This window comes from Mesorhizobium sp. U510 (genome assembly GCF_059180695.1).
In genome coordinates this window covers 6,044,900-6,062,380 of record NZ_CP180532.1, presented here as the reverse complement: position 1 = coordinate 6,062,380, position 17,481 = coordinate 6,044,900, and the positions used below count along the sequence as shown (strand labels likewise).

General features: G+C 62.0%; 17 protein-coding genes and 2 pseudogenes. 5 read left to right on the top strand and 14 right to left on the bottom strand.

The window, feature by feature from the left end:
* Positions 1 to 5: 5 nt before the first annotated feature.
* From arcC to ACLGL5_RS31220, 11 genes are all read right to left on the bottom strand, one after another.
* Entirely contained in the window at positions 6 to 908 is a 903-nt protein-coding gene (gene arcC, locus ACLGL5_RS31270) for a carbamate kinase (RefSeq protein WP_069092809.1), read from the bottom strand.
* Between the two features lies 1 nt (position 909).
* Entirely contained in the window at positions 910 to 1,911 is a 1,002-nt protein-coding gene (argF, locus tag ACLGL5_RS31265) for an ornithine carbamoyltransferase (protein WP_019859864.1), read from the bottom strand.
* An 11-nt stretch (positions 1,912 to 1,922) separates the two neighbouring features.
* Positions 1,923 to 3,137, bottom strand: coding sequence for an arginine deiminase (locus ACLGL5_RS31260; RefSeq protein ID WP_064982144.1), 1,215 nt, complete (start codon positions 3,135 to 3,137; stop codon positions 1,923 to 1,925).
* Between the two features lie 10 nt (positions 3,138 to 3,147).
* A complete protein-coding gene (gene arcD / locus ACLGL5_RS31255; RefSeq protein WP_494372824.1) occupies positions 3,148 to 4,617 on the bottom strand; it encodes an arginine-ornithine antiporter in 1,470 nt (489 codons plus the stop codon).
* 112 nt (positions 4,618 to 4,729) lie between these two features.
* On the bottom strand, positions 4,730 to 5,974 hold the full coding sequence (locus tag ACLGL5_RS31250; protein ID WP_069093491.1) for an MgtC/SapB family protein: 1,245 nt from the start codon (positions 5,972 to 5,974) through the stop codon (positions 4,730 to 4,732).
* A gap of 93 nt (positions 5,975 to 6,067) precedes the next feature.
* Positions 6,068 to 6,517: a pyridoxamine 5'-phosphate oxidase family protein gene (locus tag ACLGL5_RS31245; RefSeq protein WP_038648680.1), complete on the bottom strand. Its 450-nt coding sequence runs from the start codon at positions 6,515 to 6,517 to the stop codon at positions 6,068 to 6,070.
* Positions 6,518 to 6,528: 11 nt separating this feature from the next.
* The gene (locus ACLGL5_RS31240; RefSeq protein ID WP_069092807.1) at positions 6,529 to 7,242 is read right to left on the bottom strand and encodes a phosphoribosyltransferase; all 714 of its coding nucleotides are present in this window, start codon (positions 7,240 to 7,242) and stop codon (positions 6,529 to 6,531) included.
* A gap of 3 nt (positions 7,243 to 7,245) precedes the next feature.
* Positions 7,246 to 7,674 (bottom strand): DUF2267 domain-containing protein, encoded by a 429-nt coding sequence (locus tag ACLGL5_RS31235; RefSeq protein ID WP_027047151.1) that lies wholly within the window; start codon positions 7,672 to 7,674, stop codon positions 7,246 to 7,248.
* 82 nt (positions 7,675 to 7,756) lie between these two features.
* A complete protein-coding gene (gene hemA, locus ACLGL5_RS31230; protein ID WP_069093490.1) occupies positions 7,757 to 9,034 on the bottom strand; it encodes a 5-aminolevulinate synthase in 1,278 nt (425 codons plus the stop codon).
* A 627-nt stretch (positions 9,035 to 9,661) separates the two neighbouring features.
* The gene (gene fixJ, locus ACLGL5_RS31225; protein WP_494372960.1) at positions 9,662 to 10,276 is read right to left on the bottom strand and encodes a response regulator FixJ; all 615 of its coding nucleotides are present in this window, start codon (positions 10,274 to 10,276) and stop codon (positions 9,662 to 9,664) included.
* Positions 10,263 to 11,750: a PAS domain-containing sensor histidine kinase gene (locus tag ACLGL5_RS31220; protein WP_280949038.1), complete on the bottom strand. Its 1,488-nt coding sequence runs from the start codon at positions 11,748 to 11,750 to the stop codon at positions 10,263 to 10,265. The genes fixJ and ACLGL5_RS31220 overlap by 14 nt, the downstream gene beginning before the upstream one ends.
* A 263-nt stretch (positions 11,751 to 12,013) precedes the next feature.
* Here ACLGL5_RS31220 and ACLGL5_RS31215 point away from each other — a divergent pair, with 263 nt between their 5' ends.
* Both ACLGL5_RS31215 and mgtA read left to right on the top strand, forming a co-directional pair.
* Positions 12,014 to 12,823: a universal stress protein gene (locus ACLGL5_RS31215; RefSeq protein ID WP_019859851.1), complete on the top strand. Its 810-nt coding sequence runs from the start codon at positions 12,014 to 12,016 to the stop codon at positions 12,821 to 12,823.
* A 10-nt stretch (positions 12,824 to 12,833) separates the two neighbouring features.
* Complete coding sequence (mgtA, locus tag ACLGL5_RS31210) at positions 12,834 to 15,545, top strand: magnesium-translocating P-type ATPase (protein WP_083246842.1); 2,712 nt, start codon at positions 12,834 to 12,836, stop codon at positions 15,543 to 15,545.
* A 9-nt stretch (positions 15,546 to 15,554) separates the two neighbouring features.
* Here the strand turns inward: mgtA and ACLGL5_RS31205 are convergent, their stop codons facing one another.
* Genes ACLGL5_RS31205 through ACLGL5_RS31195 form a run of 3 tightly spaced genes read right to left on the bottom strand, consistent with a single transcriptional unit; the run spans position 15,555 to position 16,719 of the window.
* Positions 15,555 to 16,022 carry a DUF2231 domain-containing protein gene (locus ACLGL5_RS31205; protein ID WP_069092806.1) on the bottom strand — a complete coding sequence of 156 codons (468 nt, stop codon included), beginning with the start codon at positions 16,020 to 16,022 and terminating at the stop codon, positions 15,555 to 15,557.
* Positions 16,023 to 16,079: 57 nt separating this feature from the next.
* On the bottom strand, positions 16,080 to 16,331 hold the full coding sequence (locus ACLGL5_RS31200) for a hypothetical protein (protein WP_171903306.1): 252 nt from the start codon (positions 16,329 to 16,331) through the stop codon (positions 16,080 to 16,082).
* 4 nt (positions 16,332 to 16,335) lie between these two features.
* Positions 16,336 to 16,719 (bottom strand): hypothetical protein, encoded by a 384-nt coding sequence (locus ACLGL5_RS31195; RefSeq protein WP_069092805.1) that lies wholly within the window; start codon positions 16,717 to 16,719, stop codon positions 16,336 to 16,338.
* 47 nt (positions 16,720 to 16,766) lie between these two features.
* Between ACLGL5_RS31195 and ACLGL5_RS31190 the strand changes: the two are divergent.
* The 3 genes and pseudogenes from ACLGL5_RS31190 to ACLGL5_RS31180 form a co-directional block, all read left to right on the top strand.
* A pseudogene (locus ACLGL5_RS31190) lies at positions 16,767 to 16,895 on the top strand (VIT1/CCC1 transporter family protein); the annotation flags it as partial.
* Between the two features lie 128 nt (positions 16,896 to 17,023).
* Positions 17,024 to 17,284 carry a DUF6455 family protein gene (locus tag ACLGL5_RS31185; protein ID WP_019859843.1) on the top strand — a complete coding sequence of 87 codons (261 nt, stop codon included), beginning with the start codon at positions 17,024 to 17,026 and terminating at the stop codon, positions 17,282 to 17,284.
* 74 nt (positions 17,285 to 17,358) lie between these two features.
* Positions 17,359 to 17,457: pseudogene (locus ACLGL5_RS31180) on the top strand (cytochrome c maturation protein CcmE); the annotation flags it as partial.
* Positions 17,458 to 17,481 lie beyond the last annotated feature (24 nt).

Here is a 17,481-nt window from a genome sequence, read left to right as displayed (position 1 = left end):
CGAGGCTAGGGCTCGAACCAGGTGCCCTGACGCCGCTTGACGATCTCCGCCGCGTCCTCGAGCCGGCCGATCGCCGAGGGATTGCCCGTCGCCTGGACGAACTCGATTGCCGCACCGATCTTGGGTCCCATCGAGCCGGAGGGGAAATCCTTTCCCGAAAGTTCAGTTGCTCCGACATTGCGCAGTGCGCGGGCATCCGGCGTGCCGTAGCCCACATAGACCGCATCGACATCCGTGAGCATCAGCAGCATATCGGCCTTCAACTGGCGCGCCAGCAGCGAGCTGGCTAGGTCCTTGTCGATGACGGCTTCGACGCCGACCATAGCGCCATCGTCGCGCGCGACAACGGGCACGCCGCCGCCGCCCGTGCAGACGACGATGACGCCATGGTCGACGAGGAAGGAGATGACGGATGCCTCCAAAATCTCGATCGGGCGGGGCGAGGGCACGACCCGGCGCCATTTATCGCCATCGGGCGCTATGCACCAGCCGCGCTCTGCTGCGAGCTGCCGCGCTGTCGCTTCGTCATAGACCGGGCCGATCGGCTTTGTCGGACTGGAAAATGCAGGGTCGTACGGGTCGACTTTCACCTGTGTCAGCAGTGTAGCGTAAAGTCTGTGAGAGGCGAGGTTGGCGAGCTCCTGTTCGATCATGTAGCCGATCATGCCGGCGCTCTCCGCGCCGAGAACATCGAGCGGGAACGCGCCGCCAGGCGAGGCCGCCGACTGGAGCGCAAGCAGGCCGACCTGCGGACCGTTGCCATGCGTGATCACGAGCGAATGGCCCTCGTCAATCAGTTCGGCCAGGGCGGAGGCGGCACGCTTCACGTTCTTGCGCTGATTTTCGGCGGTCATCGGTTCGCCGCGCCGCAACAGCGCGTTCCCGCCGAGCGCTGCAACGATCAGCATCTCAGTTGCCGATCGTGGCGACGAGCAACGCCTTGATCGTGTGCATGCGGTTCTCCGCCTGGTCGAAGACGATCGAGGCGCCGGACTCGAACACCTCGTCGGTCACCTCCATGCAGTCGATGCCGAATTCGCGCGCGATATAGGCGCCGACTTCGGTCTCGGTGTCGTGGAATGCCGGCAGGCAATGCATGAATTTCACATGCGGATTGCCGCTGGCCGCCATCATTTCCTTCGTCACCCGGTAGGGCGTCAGAAGACGGATGCGCTCCGGCCAGCCGGACTTGTCCTCGCCCATCGACATCCAGACGTCGGTGTAGATGAAGTCGGCATCCTGGACGCAGCCCTTCATGTCTTCATCGAGCCGGAAGCGGCCCCCGCTGCGCTCGGCGAGTTCCTTAACATGGTCACGGAATTCCTGGTCGGGCCAGAGCTCCTTCGGCGAGGCGATGCGCATATCGATGCCGACCTTGGCGGCTCCCAATGCCAGCGAAAGGGCGACATTGTCGCGTCCCTCGCCGACGAAAGCGACGGTCATGTCCGACAGATGCTTGTGCGTGAACTCGCGCATCGTCATGAAATCGGCGAGGATTTGCGTCGGGTGCGCTTCATCGGTCAGGCCGTTGTAGACGGGCACGCCGGCGTGCGCCGCCAGCATTTCGGCCTGGTGCTGGGCAAAGCCGCGATACTCGATGGCGTCATACATCCGCCCGAGCACGCGGGCGGTGTCCTTCATGGATTCCTTGTGCCCGATATGGCTACCGGACGGACCGAAATAGGTGACGTGGGCACCCTGATCATAGGCCGCCACCTCGAAGCCGGTTCGTGTGCGCGTCGAGTCCTTTTCGAAGATGAGGGCGATGTTCTTGCGAACCAGGCGGGGTATCTCATGCCCAGCCTGCTTGGCGGCCTTCAGATCGGCGGCCAACTTCAGAAGGAAGCGGATTTCTTCGGCCGAAAGGTCATCCAGTGAAAGCACCGAGCGGCCATGCAGGTTGATCGACATTGGATATCCTTTCAGATCGGGTCGCGTGCAATGGGGCAGGTCATGCAATGACCGCCGCCGCGGCCGCGGCTGAGTTCGGCACCCTCGACGGTGATCACCTCGATACCCGCGCGCCGCAGAAGCGTGTTGGTGTAGACATTGCGGTCGTAGCCGATGACGACGCCCGGCTCGACAGCGACGACGTTGTTGCCGTCGTCCCACTGCTCGCGCTCGGCCTCGTAGCGGTCGCCGCCGGTGGCGATGATGCGCAGCGATTTCAGGCCGAGCGCTTCCGCCACAACCTTTGTGAAGGGGGCGTTCTCTTCCCTGACCTCGACCGCCGCATCGCCGTCTCCGGGCCGGATCGAGAAGGTGCGCAGCCTGTCGACCACGGGCGGATACATGGTGGCAAGGTCCCGGTCGCAGAAGGTGAATACGGTGTCGAGATGCATGAAGGAGCGGTCGCGCGGCATCAGCGCCGCGATGACATGCGTGGCTTCGCCGGCTGCGAACAGACTGCGGGCCAGATCACCGACCGCCTGCGGGGTGGTGCGCTCTCCCATCCCGACGAGAACGACGCCCCCGCCGACGGGCATGACGTCGCCGCCTTCCAGGCTGATACCTGTTCCTGCCTGGGGCGATACGAACGGAATGCCGCTGTCCCGGAAATGCGGGTGGAAGCGGTAGACCGCCTCGACATTGGCCGCTTCCGGTCGCCTGGCAGGCCAGTACATGGCATTCACGGAGACAGAGCGGTAGATCCAGCAGGAGCTGTCGCGGGTGAAGAGCTGGTTGGGCAATGGCGGCAGGACGAAGTCCTGAGGCGCCAGCGTTCTTCCAGTCAAACCCTTGGGCTCGAACGGCAGCTCGGCGCGAGCGATGCCGCCTATCAGACAGGTTGCCAGCAGGCCGGCCGACATCTCGTCCAGCCAGCCCCGCATCTCGTCGACCATGTCGAGGCCGACCACGCCGGCATGCACCCGGCGATCGAGAAGCCAGTCGCGGGCCTTGCCGATGCCCATCGTCTCGGCGAGGAGCTCGCCGAACGAATGCACCGCCACGCCGCGCTCACGCAAGGCATCGACGAAGACGTCATGCTCCTGGCGCGCCCGCTTCACCCACAGCACGTCGTCGAACAGCAGCGACTTGCAGTTGTCCGGCGTCAGCCTGCGCAGGCTGAGATCCGGCCTGTGGACCATCACCTCGCGCAGGCGACCGACTTCCGAATGAACCCCCAGATTTGCCATGGGACGGCTCTCAAAGCGCGCTGACGGCGCCGGTCCACATCTCGTAGACGGCAAGGATTGCGACAGCGACGAGCGCGACTGCGATGACGGCCTCCACCGGGTGGAAGGCACGCTGATTGGCCTCGCGACGGGCCCAGACGTAGAAGATGATGCCCGGCGCATAGAGGATGGCGCACATGAACAGATACGCCGGTCCCGCGGCATAGACGAGCCACAGGCCGTAGATCGTGGCCAGAATGCCGGCAACGAGCGGTCCCGTTCGGCTTTCGCCGCTTTGATAGCTTTCCCCAGTCAATGCCAACTTGGCGGCAAAGGCGCCCGAGAAGATGTAGGGGACGAGAATTGCCGCCGAGGCGATGTAGAAAAGCGCCTGGTAGGTGCTCTGGGCAAAGAGTGTGATCACCAGGAAGGCCTGGACAAGCAGGTTGGTGATCAGCAGGGAGGTCGAGGGAACGCCGCGTTCGCTCTCATGGCCGAAGAATTTCGGCATTGTACCGTCCTTGCCGGCGACATGCGGAATCTCGGCGGCAAGCAGGGTCCAGCTCAGGAACGCGCCGACGACCGAGACGACCAGCGCAAGATTGATGAGCACGGCGCCCCAGGGCCCGACAACCGCTTCCAGCACGCCCGCCATCGAAGGGTTCTTCAGGGCGGCCAACTCGGGTTGGCTGAGGATGCCGAGCGAAAGCAGCGATACCAGCGCATAAAGCGCGAGACACGTGAAGAAGCCGAGCACCGTCGCAGTCGCGATGTCCTTGCGGCGCTCTGCGCGTGCTGAGAACACGCTGGCGCCCTCGATGCCGATGAAGACCCACAGCGTCACCAGCATCGTGCTCTTCACCTGAGCGGCGATCGTACCCAGAGAGGCGTTGCCAAGCCCTGTGAAGTCGAGCGACCAGACATTGAGCTTGAAGGCTACCGCGACGACGCCGACAAAGAGGACGACAGGAGCAATCTTGGCGATGGTCACGACAGTGTTGACGATCGCAGCCTGGCGAATGCCTGCAAGAACGAGGAAATGAATGATCCACAAAAGGATCGATGCGCCGAGCACCGCCTGCCAGGTATTCCCGTCACCGAAGGCGGGGAAGAAATAGGACAGCGCGCTGAAGACGATTACCGCGTAGGACACATTGCCGACCCATGCGCTGATCCAATAGCCCCAGGCGCTGTTGAAGCCGATGAAGGGGCCGAAGCCGGCTTTGGCATAGGCGTATGGGCCGGCATCGAGTTCGGGCCGACGCACCGCCAGCGACTGGTAGACGAATACCAGCGCGAGCATGCCGGCGGCCGTGACGGTCCAGCCGATCAGGATAGCAAGCGGACCAGCGCCGGCCGCCATATTCTGGGGCAGGCTGAACACACCCGAGCCTACCATCGAGCCGATGACGAGCGCGGTTAGTGATCCCAGTCGCAGCTTGGTCGTGGCCGGACTGGCAAATTCTTCCCGGATAGGGATATCGAGGTCTGTTGTGGCCATGAGGCCCTCCCACCTTTGGAATGATAGGAGCAGTTCAACAGGAATGGGGCCTGGCAGCCTTGACGCCGGTCAAATCTGGATTGGCGCCGGAGCCGACCGCAAATCGCGCCCCCTAGAGGAACCGCATGGTGCAATAGCCCGCAGTCGCAGCGGTCAAGGTCATGCCGGCCAGCGGTAGCCAGAATTTCACCGGCCCTGCGGACATCGCCAGGCACAGGCGTCCAATGGCGTTCGCCATCAGCGCCGTCAGCACGGCTTGCCCGATGGTTTCGATGGAAATCGAGTGCTTGGCCAGCCGCAAGGCGCTGAGCACCGAGGCATCGACATCAAATGCACCCGCAATCGCGGAACTCGCCAGCAGGCCCTGTTCCTTGAATTGGAGTGCCAACGCGGCGCTCGCTGTCGAGGCGAATGCGAACAGGAGTGCAAAGATCAGCAACGGCATCAGTTCGAATGGATTGCGCGTCGCGCCAGGGCTTTCCGGCCTTTGCCCGGGGATTGCCAATGCGTTTGTTCCGCAGACGCCGAATGTCAGCGCCGCGGCGAGCGCGGGTAAGGCGATGAACGCGGTCACGCCCGGGGCCAGTATCAGAACCACGAGGCAGACACGCAGGATCGAGACCATCGCGGCCAGCGAGGCCGCGCCTGACAGGGACAAGGAATTGTTCGACGCGCTGGCAGTACGAGCCAGTGACAAGGTGACGGCAGTTGATGACACGACTGCACCGGCAAGCGCGCTCACAATCAAACCGCGGGCGTTTCCGAGGACACGTACGGCGACGTAACCAGCGAACGAAATTGAGGCCATCAGCACCGTCAGGAGCCAGATCTCCCGCGGGTTGAAGCCTTCCCATGGGTCAAACGTGCGGTTCGGCAGCAGGGGCAGGATTATGGCGGTCATCACCGCCAGGACCAATGCCGAGCGAAGCTCGATCCAGGTCAGGCGTTTCAAAAGCCCATGCAGGATTTCACGGCTGGCGAGTAACGTCGCCAGCGCCGTGCCGCCCGCGGCGGCCACGCGAAAATCGCCGGCCACGCAGAGCGCGCCAAGGGCAAACACAGCCAGGCCCGCGATAACGGTCGTGACACTGAAATCCTCATCGTGCGCGGCTTCGCGTGCCTTGTACCAAGCGAAGATCCCGGCGAAGGCGAGGAAGCCGGCGATCAAGACGGAAATCGCATTGAGCGCTTCGGCCAACGCCGCGATAATGCCGCCGAGAAGTCCCGCAATGCCGAATGTCCGAATACCCGCCGTGCGGCTATGAGCCGGCGCGTCGCGCTCCTGCCAGCCGCGCTCCAGGCCGACGAGCAACCCGATCGCCAAAGCGACGCCAAGTTGGACTATGAGAGAGTCCATGGTGGGCATGCCCTTGGCCGGATTGCGGATGCATCCAGCCGGTGTCGACCAGCAGTCATACAGCCTGCTTTCCGCCATGCGCGCCGCGCCAAGTCAAGCCTCCATCGCCTCACGGCCCGAGACTTCCACGATGAATATCCTGAAGAACACATGCGGGAGATGTTCGGCGACCGAGGACGTAGCCGGCTTGAGCGCGCCAGGCTCCCACCAGTCGGTGTGCCTGCTCAGCAATGACCATGCGTGATCAAGTTGCACCTTGTGACCGATCCGGTCCGGAAGTTCCTCATACCTGCCATTGACGATGACGCTCTTCCAACCTCGGGCAGCGCCATGTTCGTCGACCTGCACGGACACGAGCGGATTGGCGCGCATCCAGTCGATCTTCTTGCCCGGCATGGAAAAGGCATAGAGGTGGTTGTCGGCATGGGCGTAGTAGAAGGGCACGATATAGGGTTGCCCGTCCTTCGCGCAGGCAAGGCGGCCGACGCGATTGGCCGTCAGCATTTTCGTGCATTCCAGAGTCGAAAGCGTGCGGATCTGCATCGGTATAGCTCCTAAGTGCCGGCTTTGTGCCGCGATTTGCCCGCCGCGTTTGCGCCGGAGTGTCTTCTTTCGGCAATATGGCGCCGATCCTCGCGCGCCATAGCCATCATCTCGAGGACCTCGCTGTCGGAGAGCTGCGGAAAGCTGCCATAATAATAGCCGAGCGCGCGAAATCGGGCAGGCTGAATGAGACAGATCATCAAATCTGCTTCCTGCGCCAGCTCTTCCACGGTCTCCGGCGGCGCGACAGGAAGTGCGACGACGATCTGTCGCGGCGACCGTCGCTTCAACGCCCGGATGGCCACTTTCATCGTCGTTCCGGTCGCCGCTCCGTCGTCAACGACAATCGCGGTTTTGCCGGCCACCGACTGGGGCAGCTCTTTTCCGCGAAATATTTCCCGACGCCGCTCCAACTCCGGCCGTTCCTGCGCGATCAAAACACGTAATGCGCTGTCGCCGAGAGCGTAGGCCTCCACGATCTCACGGTTAAGAACGACGTCCGGCGGGTCTCCGTCCACGATGGCGGCCACCGCCAGTTCCGGATTGCCAGGTGCTCCGACTTTTCGAACGATCATCAAATCCAGCGGTGCCTTCAAGACCTTGGCAATCTCGGCGGCGACGGGAACGCCACCGCGTGGCAAGGCCAGCACGATCGGATCCCTCAGCTGAAGCGCCTCCAAAGAGGCTCCGAGCTTCTGTCCAGCGTCCTGCCGATCGCGAAACATCGCTCATCCCTCCGGCCAGAGTTGGCGCAGCGACTTCTTCATCGAGTTTCGGACCTGGACGATTTCGCCATGCGAAATGTGACGGTCGAGAAGTCGGAACACCGCACCAATAGCCTTGTCGACGTCGATCTCCGGCTCGTAGCCGAAGCTGTCGCGAACGCAAATGACGAAGTCGCGCTTCTTGCGTTCCCACGCCGGTTCGGCCGGGTTCCACCCTTCGAAATAGATGCCTCTGATCAACGTCGGCAACTGGGCGGACAGATCGGCCATTTCTTCAGGCGAGAGCCAGTCGCGCAAGGTGTGCAGGACGGCCTTCAACAGCCGGAACGCGCTTTGTTCGTTCCAGTCCAGATCCTTGGCGAGCTCGTTTACCCATTGCTGGGCCTGCTCGGCGGCATGTGTGATTGAAGCGTGCGAAACAGAATGTGTCATGGCTGCGATCCTTGAACGTGGTTCCTTCTCCTCCATTGGAGCTTCGCGCATTGCGCTGGACCAAAGTTCGACGTCGTCGATTTCAGCCGCCCGACGTTGCCGTCAGCAGCGGAACGATCCGGTCGCTTTTGGCGACCGAGGGCCGTCCTGCCGAGCCGTAGGGAATGCCGAGCGCGTCCCATGTCTCGACCAGCGCGTCCTGCAGTCCAGCGATCAGCGCATCCGAATGGAACGGCGTCGGCGTGATGCGCAGCCGCTCGGTGCCGCGCGGCACGGTCGGGTAGTTGATCGGCTGGATGTAGATGCCGTGCACGCCGAGCAGGCGGTCGCTGGCCATTTTGCAAAGCTCGGGATCGCCGACCAGCACCGGCACGATATGGGTTGGCGAGTCCATCACCGGCAGGCCGGCGGCGGCAAGCACCTGCTTGGTCCGGGATGCCTGCTGCTGCTGGGCATCGCGCTCGGCCTGCGAGCGCTTGAGATGCCGGATCGAGGTGGTGGTGGCCGCGGCGATCGCCGGCGGCAGCGCCGTGGTGAAGATGAAGCCGGGCGCATAGGAGCGCACCGCGTCGATCACCGCGCTGGTGCCGGTGATATAGCCGCCCAGCGTGCCGAAAGCCTTGGCCAAGGTGCCCTGGATGATGTCGATGCGGTCGGCCAGGCCCTCGCGCTCGGTGATGCCGCCGCCGCGCGGTCCGTACATGCCGACAGCATGGACCTCGTCGATATAGGTCATGGCGTTGTAGCGCTCGGCGAGCTCGACGATCTCCCGGATCGGCGCGATGTCGCCGTCCATCGAATAGACGCTTTCGAAGACGATCAGCTTGGCGCGTTCGCGCCCCGCCGCCTGCAGCAGGCTTTCCAGATGCGCGACGTCATTGTGGCGGAAGATCTTCTTCTCGGCGCCCGAGCGGCGCACGCCTTCGATCATCGAGGCGTGGTTCAGCTCGTCCGAGATGATCAGGCAATTGGGCAAAAGCCGCGCGATCGTCGAGATCGAAGCTTCGTTGGAGACGAAGCCGGAGGTGAAGACCAGAGCCGCGTCCTTGCCGTGCAGGTCGGCAAGCTCATGCTCGAGCTCGACCAGCGGGTTGGAGGTGCCGGAAATATTGCGGGTGCCGCCGGCGCCCGAGCCCATCTTGCCGGCCGCGTTCTGGAACGCGGCGATGACGTCCGCGTGCTGGCCCATGCCGAGATAGTCGTTGGAGCACCAGACGGTGATTTCCTCGGCGCGGCCGTTGGAGCGCCAGATGGCGCGCGGAAACTTGCCCGCGATGCGCTCGAGGTCGGCGAAGACACGATAGCGACGCTCGGCGTGGAGCTGGTCGATCGCATCTTCGAAGAACCGCTGATAGTTCATGATGAACTCCTGTTCGGGATGCCTTGGCCGGTGGCGGCAGGCCTTATCCTCATTCACCATACTCGGCTTGCGAGCCTTGACTTTGAGCCACATCAATTCGCAACTCCAACTCGATTAAAGCGATAGAACGGAAGTCATCGAGTGTTTGCTGGGTCTTGAAAGGCGGCATTCCTCCACAATCCACCCGCCCGCCCAAACGGAGACGCAGGCTGACTTTCCTGGCAGGGCCGCGTCCGCGTTGGTCTGGTCGGGGCGGACTTTTATGCTCCATCTAAAATTCGGCTAAAGGTAGCCGGCTTGGTCCGAAATCACTTACAAAACTGCTTCAAATCAAAGCGCGCGGCGGCGTCTCGATTCACGATGATCGGATGTGGAATCCAATTGCAAGCGCCCCGTTTGGCCGAAGCCTCGAACTAGCCGTTCTAGACGAGGATGGCCTGCACGCGCTTGTTTTTCCTTGCGAAAAGGGCCGAGAAGGATGGGTGGATGTCGCTAAGCGCGTTCGTGTCGACATCAGGCCGACCCACTGGCGAGACTGGAATCCAAAAGAGCGGCGTGCGAGCTTGCTGCGAGACCTGTCCTGACGGTTGCCTCAAAGCGTAGCGGTGTCAGGAATCAAATATCGCCTTAGTGTCTGGGTTCGGCGATCAACGCCATGCGCACCAAGTGTGAGAGACTGCCCGCACCCATCTTGCTCATGACATTGGCACGATGGATTTCAACCGTGCGCGGGCTGATCCCGAGATCGTAGGCAATCGTCTTGTTCGGCAGACCGGAGACGAGCCCGTCGAGCACCTGGCGCTCACGTTCCGAAAGAGTGGCAAGATTCTTCCGGATCTCAGTTGATTGCGGGTGTGCCGCGATGGGATGGCTGCGGTGGTTCAGGGCCGAACGCAGCGAATTGATGAGAATCTGGTCGTCGAACGGCTTTTCGATGAAGTCGGCGGCGCCTTCCTTCATCGCCTGGACGGCAAGCGCGACATCGGCGTGCCCCGTCATCACAATCACCGGCACGCTCAACCCGCGGGATTTCAGTTGCCGCAGGAACTCGATGCCATCGATACCGGGCATGCGCACATCGGTGACAATGCAGCCCTCGACTTCCTTCGGTTCTGTCGCCAAAAACGCGGTCGCCGACTCATAGAGGCGCACGGCAAAGTCGGCCGTCGCGAGAAGAAAGCCTAACGATTTGCGGACATCGACATCATCGTCGACCACATGCACGACATCACTGGCCACTATCGACCTCTTCCTTTTCTACTGCGCGCAGAGTGAAGCGGAAGGCGGTTCCGCCACCAAACATCGACTCAGCCCAGATATGACCGCCGTGCGACTCGACGATAGTGCGACAAATAGACAGTCCGACGCCCATCCCCTGCTTCTTCGTGGTGACGAAGGGCTGGAAGAGTTGGGCCGAAACCTCCGGCGCCAATCCCGGCCCGGTATCGATCACACCAACCTCTGCCATCCCGTCATGCCGGGCCGTGGTAGTGACACGCAGCTCGCGGCGCGCCGCGCCCTGCATGGCCTCGACGGCGTTCCTCATAAGGTTCAGCAACACCTGCTCAATCTGAATTCGATCGGTCAGGACGAGTTCGGCCGCCGGGTCGAGATCGTAGGTGACACGCACATCTGCCTCCCTCGCACCGACCAGAGCGAGGGATGAGGCGTCCTCGATAAGGGCTGGCAGGCGTTCGACCTGGCGCTCGCTTTCTCCTCTGGCAACGAAGTCCCTGAGACGACGAATGACGTCGCCGGCGCGCAAGGCCTGCTCCGCTGCTTTTTCGACAGCCTCTCGCAACATGGTCGCGTTCTCGTCGTTGCTTTTCTCGAGCAGGCGGCGACTGCCTTTGAGGTAATTGGTGATGGCTGTCAGCGGCTGGTTGATCTCATGCGCCAATGTCGAGGCCATTTCCCCCAGCGCGGTGAACCTTGCCATGTGGAGCAGCTCCTGCTGCTGTTCCTGCATCCTCGCTTCCGTTCTATGGCGCTCGGTCAGGTCGCGACAGAAGCCCGTGAAGAAACGGCCCGTTCCCGGATGCATTTCGCCCACGGCTAGTTCCATTGGAAAGGTCGAGCCGTCCTTGCGCATCCCAGTCACAGTGCGTCCAAGTCCTATGATGCGGCGTTCTCCGGTGGAGAGGTATCTGTGCAGATAGCCGTCGTGCTCCTCCCGATAGGGGGCGGGCATCAGCAAACTGACATTTCGACCGATGACTTCGCTGGATTTGTAGCCGAACAGCGTTTCGGCAGCCGTGCTGAAGGACTGCATCAGCCCCTGTTCGTCGATTACGACCATGGCATCGGGCACGGTCGCCAGGATCGAACGCAGGTGATCCTCACGCAGCTGCAGCGCGGCGTTAGCGAAGGACAGCTCGCTGACGTCCGTGCCTTGAACGAATATCGCCGTGATCCGGCCGTCTTTTGCTCTAATGGGCTGATAGACGAAGTCGAGGATGCGTTCTTCCGCAACGCCCGTTTCGACGTTGCGATAGACGACCTTGACGCTTCGGCCCACATAGGGTTCGCCGGTCTCGTAGACGCGATCCAGCAATTCGAAGAAACCTTGGCCCTCGAGATCGGGAAAGGCTTCGCGCATCGATCTGCCAATGACTTTTCGCTGGCCAACCATTCGCTTGTAGGCGGCATTCGCCAGCTCGAATACGTGCCCGGGCTCTCTGAGCAACGTCATGAAACCTGGTGCCTGCTCGAACATCGATGCAAGCAAATCATGTTCCGGCAAATCGTCACCTCGCGGCAAGCCGCTTGGCGGGGCGGCCGCTTCGGCGATGATTTCCGCGGAAGCTGGGTTCTTCTGGGTCACATTCATTCTGCATCAGGAGGAACACTGGCGATCGCTGGTTTAGCATCCATGCAGGCATTCGCAAACATGGAGCTGCCGGAGTTTGATTAGCGTCAAGGTCATGCACCTCGCGGAATGGCACTCATCAACCAATCATCATCTCCTGAAGGTGCCGCATGTCCTACAAAACGATTGTCGTCAACTTGGCCGTCGATGCCGATCCCGCGCCAATCGTGAAGCTTGCGGGAGAATTGGCGCACCGCTTCGATGCTCACCTCGTCGGCTTCGCTGCCGCGGACGTTCCGCCTTTGGTGACCACGGGTGAAGGCCTAGTCTACGAAGGCGAGGTCATGCAGGTCAAACGGCAGGAGATCGAGAAGCGCCTTGCCGAACTGCGCGACATTTTCGAAAGCCGCGTCCCGCACTCCATCAGCAGCGAATGGAAACAATATATTTGCGGTCCGACTCGCGCTCTCGGGCTGGTAGCCCGTTCAGCTGACCTGATCGTGACAGCCGATGGCGGCGAGGATGTCTTCCGCGCCCTCGATATAGGAAGCCTGGTGCTCGGGGCCGGTCGCCCCGTGCTGGTCGCGGCTGGCTATGCCGAACACCTGATAGGGAAAACCGTACTGGTCGCTTGGAAGGACAGCCGGGAGGCACGAAGAGCCTTGTCCGATGCCTTGCCGCTCCTCGCCAAGGCTGAAGAAGTTGTCGTCGCCACAATGGAAGCCGCCTCGGAAACGGATGTTCGAGACAGCCTCGCCGACGTCGCGGTGTTTCTGGAACAGCATGGCATCTTGGCGCGGACCGAAGTGATCGCCGGTGCCGCGGATGGCGAGGGGCTCATTGCGTTTGCTCGCTCGGTGGGCGCCGACCTGATCGTTTGCGGGGCCTACGGCCACAGCCGGCTCAGGGAATGGGCCTTTGGCGGCATCACACGCTCTCTGATTGGCGAGAGCGGCATCAGCCGCCTGTTTTCGAATTGACTGCACGACCATGGTGACCACAACGGCAGATAGCCCGGATCGGCTGGACGGCGGTCCAGGTGAGGAGCGACCGATCAGCCGCTTTTCCGGCCATGTCGAGGCTGCATACTGGTCGCTCGCCACCGATGAGCTTGTCGGCCGGCTGGAAACCTCAACTTCCGGCTTGTTAAGCGTTGATGCTGCTATCCGGCTGGCCAAATTCGGTCGCAATGCACTGGCGCCTCGGGCCGGCGGATCGGCGCTAAGCGTATTCGCGCGGCAGTTTCGCAGCCCGTTGGTCCTGATCCTGGTCTTTGCCGCCGCCGTTTCGGCGTTCGTGGGGGAGGGGCATGAAGCTGCAATCATCGGCGTGATTGTGCTTGCCAGCTGCGCCCTCAGCTTCACTCAGGAATATGGGGCGTCTCGAGCGATGGAGGTGCTGCAGCAGCGCATCTCCCGCAAGTCGACCGTGCTGCGGGACAGCTTCGAACGCACCGTCGATGTCGAGGAGATCGTTCCCGGCGACGTTGTCTGCCTGTCGGCTGGCAATCTCATCCCTGTCGACGGCGTCATCCTGGAGTCGCGGGATTTCAATGTCAGCGAATCCGTTCTGACCGGCGAAACTTTTCCCGTCGTGAAGTCCACCGGCCGCTCCGCACCCGAAGCCGGCATCGCGCAACGGACCAATGCCGTATTCACCGGCACCTCGGTTCGCAGCGGAACGGCAAAGGTGCTGGCAGTCGCCACGGGGGCGCGCACCGAATTCGCATCGATCGCCGAAGCGTTGGAGCGACGGATACCTGAGACCGAATTTGCCCGCGGCATCAGGATGTTCGGATATCTGATGACCGAGATCATGCTTGTGATCGTCATCCTGGTGTTCTTTGCCAATGTGATGCTCAACCGGCCCTTCGTCGAATCCCTGTTGTTTTCACTGGCGCTGGCGGTTGGTCTGACGCCCGAACTGCTTCCGGCGATCATCAGCGTGACCTTGGCCCGGGGCGCCCGGACGATGGCCGCCGGCGGTGTCATCGTGCGACGTCTCGAGGCGATCGAGAATCTCGGCAGCATGGACCTGCTGTGCACCGACAAGACCGGGACGCTGACCGAGGGCGTCATTCACCTCGATGGATCGTTCGACGTGGAGGGCAATGCGTCGACCGACGTCCTGCTTTTCGCCCGGCTCAACGCTACTTTGCAGACGGGCTTGAAGAATCCTCTTGACGAGGCGATTGCGGGCGCACCGCATGGACAGGAGGATTTGTCCGGCTTCACCAAGATCGATGAGATCCCCTACGATTTTGTGCGCAAGCGCCTGTCGGTCGCCGTGCAGGACAGCAAGCGCGAACAGATACTTATCACCAAGGGAGCCGTACAGAACGTCCTCGATGCTTGCGGCTTCGTGCAAGGTTCGCATGGCTTGACGCCCCTGGGCGCGACGGAACGCAAGGCGATCGACGAACGATTCAGACGCTGGAGCGCGCAAGGCTATCGGGTTCTCGGCTTGGCGACCCGGCGATTTCAGAGCAAGGCGGGCGTCAGCCGTGACGACGAGACTGAAATGGCGTTCGCGGGGTTCCTGCTGTTTCTCGATCCGGCAAAGCAGGGGGTGCGGGAGACATTGTCGGCGCTTGCCGACCGAGGCATCGGCGTGAAGGTCATTTCCGGCGACAACCGCTATGTCGCGGCGCATCTGGCCGAGGCCGTGGGCCTGCGGGCCGACAGGATCATGACCGGCGAGGATCTGTCGAAGCTGACGAAGAACGGGCTTCTGGCCGGCGTCCGCAATACCGATCTTTTCGTCGAGATCGACCCGAACCAGAAAGAGCGCATTGTCGAGGCATTGCGCCGGAGCGGCCATGTGGTCGGCTATCTGGGCGATGGCATAAACGACGCGCCAGCGCTTCATGAGGCAGACATCGGCATTTCAGTCGATACGGCTGTCGATGTGGCTCGCGAAGCCGCGGACATCATCCTGCTCAAGCGCGACCTGTGCGTGTTGGTGAGGGGCGTCGACGATGGCCGCAAGACCTTCGCCAACACGATGAAGTACATCTCCATCACGACCAGCGCCAATTTCGGCAATATGATCAGCATGGCCGTCGCCTCGCTTTACCTGCCGTTTCTGCCGCTGCTGGCCAAGCAGATCCTGCTGAACAATTTCCTCTCCGACATACCGGCCCTCGCGATTGCGGGTGACAATGTCGATGTTGATCAGGTGCGCCGTCCGCGTCACTGGGATATTCATTTCGTGAGACGTTTCATGGTGAGTTTCGGACTGGTGAGCTCGCTCTTCGATTTTGCAACCTTCGCGTTCCTGCTTCTGGCCGTTCATGCCACGGCAGCTACATTCCAGACCGCGTGGTTCGTGGAATCCGTGCTCACCGAGCTCGCTATCGTGCTCGTCGTGCGGACCCGCAGGAGACTCTGGCGCAGCCGTCCGAGCCTGTTGCTTGCTGGCCTGGCCGTCGGCGTCGGTGTTGTCGCCATCGCCATTCCTATCGCCCCGTTCGCCGGCTGGTTCGGGTTCGTGCCTCTGGCAACACCGGTACTGGCAGGGCTGCTCGCGATCACAGCGCTCTACGTGCTCGTATCCGAGCTTACAAAGAGCTGGCTTTTCGACCACGGCAGCCGAACCAAGCCCGGCCGAAACCGCGGCCTCAAATCCGCACCGGGCCGCGCCAATCCGCATCCCGGGCTGAGCCGAAGGATGCGTTTCGATGTGGACGGCCCGATGTCCTGAAGTGCGACGTCAACCGCCGACGGCGGCCTTGGTGACGTTCACGCCGAGGTCGTAGACCAGCTGCCCACCAAAATAGGCTGTTACCGTGACCAGGGCGGCGCCTGCGATTTCAATGGCGGGTATGGCCGGCCCCAGCGTTTTCAGCTCGCGATTGCGCACCCACAGTGCGAGGCGGAACAGACCCCAGCCCAGAAACGCCAGAGCGCTAACCTCGCCCAAGCCTTCGTGAATCTCCGCTATCTGGCTGCTGAACCCCGCCGCCTCGGCATGGTCGAGGGCGATGCCGCCAAAGAACCAGGTGCCGACGGCAAAAAATCCCGCGGCTGCCGCCGCAAAGCTGGAAATCGTACCCACACCAGTGCGCTTCGTAACGGCGTTGCGGTTCGCGAGCGCAGCGAGGTCGATGATCACGAGCGTGTACATCAGCACGATGGGAAAATGCACCAGAATGGGATGGATATGCTGAATTTCAGGCATTGCAAATATTCTCCAGGAAGGTTGAGGCTATTGGTCAGTCAGGCGTCTGATCGGTTGTTAGTCGTCGCTGTCGTCAAGTTCTTCGTCACCGCGCCCGGTGGACCTGTCGCCGCCACATTCGTCTTCGCCGACGCTTTTGACCGCCTTGGGACCGATGGCGCTCATCATGGGGATGGCCTCAAGGTCGATTGTCGGGGAAGACGTTGCGGGTGCGGTTGCGCATGATCCATGGTCGGATTCTGCGGCGACGGGTATGACAAAGGCGGCTAGACCTCCAAGAGCAACAATTAGGACAGGAAGATTGCGCATGGTTTCAGCTCCTTCTCTGCGCGACCACCATCGGGCGCGGCGGCCCTTGATAGAGACGTGTTCCTTGCTGCCGGCTGACGATGATTGACAGCGGTTTGACAGGTTCGGCATGCGACAGGTCTCTTCGATGAAAATCGTGTTGATGCGCCTGGCCGCTCTGGGGATCGCCGCACTTGTGCTGGCCACGCCCGTTGGCCGCCGCCAGGGCGCACAATGACGACGATGAGGTCGCCGCCGGCGCCAGGACCGGATCGGCAGGGGGAAACGGGGTGACCCGCGGCAACGCTGTCTGCTCTGCCGCATTGGCGGCACCCTGCGTGTCGATCAGATCGTTGTCGGGAAGCTTGCCCGCTTGATCCCATGCATAAGCCCCGGACGAGGCGACCACGAAGGAGACAAGGCGATCTGTTTCACAAGCGCTGTTCCAGTTTCGAGCTCGGCGCAATCGGCTCGAGAGCCGGCGGCGCCAATGTGCTGAAAGCCACTGCCCGCGTCACTTTTTGGGGAGCGCTGGCAATGGCATTGACCGCTGGCATTGGGGCAATATTCGGTACCGCCAGCTAGGTTTCTGGGCGAGAAGATCGGCCCGTCGGGCGAAGCAATTTCACGAAATGGATAGCCCTCCTTGATCGAGATCAACGTCGCGAGCCGCCTGGGATGGCAATGAATTGTCATCTGAGGAGTATGACGACATGAGCTTTCTGGAATATCTGATCGGGGTTGACGCCAGAACTGCCTTGATGGAACGGATGATGCAGAAGATGGGCGTCGACAGGCAGCTGAAAGTTGTGGCGGATCACGCAGCCGTCACCAGTCGTGCCGGTGACCGGTGCAGGTCTTGCGGCCATCAGGACGAATGTGCGGTCTGGCTCGACGAAACCGAGCATGCCGACCATCCGCCGGCCTATTGCCGCAACAGCGACCTGATCGCTCGATTGCAGTCCCTCCGCTGACTGGTGCCAACGGCAAGCAAGCTCGGAATCACTCCTTGGCGGCCCCGTCGGCGTGAACTCGAAGGAGTTAAGGGATGACCCGCAAGCAGAAGCGATTGTCGGTGATCCTGGCGGGACTGCTCTTCCTGGGCGCCGTTTTCGGACTTACCTTCTATGCGCTCGGCCAGCTGGCAGGAAAGCGCGAGCAAATAGCGGCC